The 1255-nt window shown below is 44.0% G+C and carries 2 pseudogenes; one reads left to right on the top strand and one right to left on the bottom strand.

Features of this window, described 5'->3' with window-relative positions:
- Nucleotides 1-263 precede the first annotated feature (263 nt).
- Nucleotides 264-598 (top strand): annotated as a pseudogene (locus CIK04_RS25320) (hypothetical protein).
- A gap of 129 nt (nucleotides 599-727) precedes the next feature.
- Here the strand turns inward: CIK04_RS25320 and glyA are convergent.
- Nucleotides 728-1255 (bottom strand): annotated as a pseudogene (gene glyA / locus CIK04_RS25315) (serine hydroxymethyltransferase); the annotation flags it as partial.

Genomic DNA, 1255 nt, shown 5'->3' with positions numbered 1-1255 from the left:
TGGTCCATTTGTACGTTCGTCTTATCATGCCGATATGCAGGCGCAAGGCTTAGAAGTCAAATAAGCCAAAGCACTGATTGCCTCGAAAAATAAAAAGCTGGTATTGATAACCAGCTTTTTATTTGTCTTAAATCTTTGTCTATCCAGCCTTCACGACATGAATTGCTTGTCATCTATTGGTCAATTCTATAGGCTTGATGCAAACGCATATCCATCGCATTGCGTATGGCATTCTAAATTTTMAMAAAAGTAGGATTGATTAGATGAACAAATTAGGTTTTATCGCCCTATTCGCCTCAGCTCTTTTGGCAGGTTGCGCCCAACAAAACACCGCACAAGATAACTACCGCGAAGCCTCCTTTGAGCTATGCAATACCGAAGTGAAACTTTACTCAGTCAGTAAAGACGACGCGTCCGCATCGTATGCGCTGATGGTGCGAAGTTTGCGCTAAACAGTGAAGAGACACTGAATGTAATGCGTGATATCAATATCGATTACTGTGATGGTGAAGGCTTAGGTAAGTTTAGCGAAACCAATAGCTACTACTCGTTCCAATGTAAGTCAGGTTCGCTATTAAGCATTTCTAAAGACAAGTAATGGCTGTCGCTACGCCAACGCTCTTGGTTGAAATGGTGACTTTCTTGTTCCTTTACTGTTTAACTAAGAAATGTACGAATGAAAAGGCTTCCATCCGGAAGCCTTTTTGATGTTCAAGTAGCCAAAATCTTATGCGTAAACAGGTAGACGCTTACAGATTTCTAGTACTTTCTGTTTCGTTGCTTCGATAACCGCTTCATTGCCGATGTTGTCTAGTACGTCACACATCCAGTTTGCTAGCTCTTTCGCGTCTTCTTCAGTGRAGCCACGGCGAGTGATCGCTGGCGTACCAACACGGATACCCGAAGTCACAAACGGACTACGAGGGTCGTTTGGTACTGAGTTCTTATTTACCGTGATGTTTGCTGCGCCTAGTGCTGCGTCAGCATCTTTACCTGTAATGTCTTTGTCGATTAGGTCAACAAGGAACAGGTGGTTTTCTGTACCATTAGATACGATTTTGTAACCACGCTCTTGGAACTGAGCCACCATGCTTTTGCGTTTTTCTACTATCGCGCGCTTGGTAAGCTTTAAACTCAGGTTCCATCGCTTCTTTGAACGCTACTGCTTTACCCGCGATAACGTGCATTAGAGGACCGCCTTGACCGCCAGGGAAAACGGCCGAGTTCAGTTTCTTGTACATGTCTTCGCCAGCGT

This window comes from Vibrio sp. 03_296, from assembly GCF_002265885.1.
The sequence above is the reverse complement of the archived record's forward strand: the minus strand, read 5'-3'. Positions and strand labels throughout refer to the sequence as shown.